Raw genomic sequence first — 268 nt, 5'->3', positions numbered from 1 at the left:
TCGCTTTTTCCGTTCAGAATCGCCTGCGCGAAGGCCTTTTCGTAAATCTCCTTCACGCTCTGCGCCACGATGCCTTCCGGCGAATCCCCGGCAGGGTCGAGATTGACGTATTCGGTCGTATTGAACTGCGTCTTCCAGGTGATCTGGGACTGCCATTTGGTCTCCCAGCTCTTGAGATCCTCGGGCAGCGTCGACTCGAACTTCATCTTCGCGTTGTCGACGTAAACGGTGTTGCCTACCCATTGAAGATTGACCGTGTCGTTCATCA

The 268-nt window shown here is 54.5% G+C and carries 1 pseudogene; it reads right to left on the bottom strand.

From position 1 onward, the window contains the following. Positions 1–268: pseudogene (locus KVT31_RS29615) on the bottom strand (ABC transporter substrate-binding protein); the annotation flags it as partial.

This window comes from Bacillus sp. GbtcB14, from assembly GCF_019091205.1.
Lineage (GTDB): Bacteria > Bacillota > Bacilli > Bacillales > Bacillaceae_G > Bacillus_A > Bacillus_A cereus_AG.
This window is presented reverse-complemented; position numbering and strand designations above follow the sequence as displayed.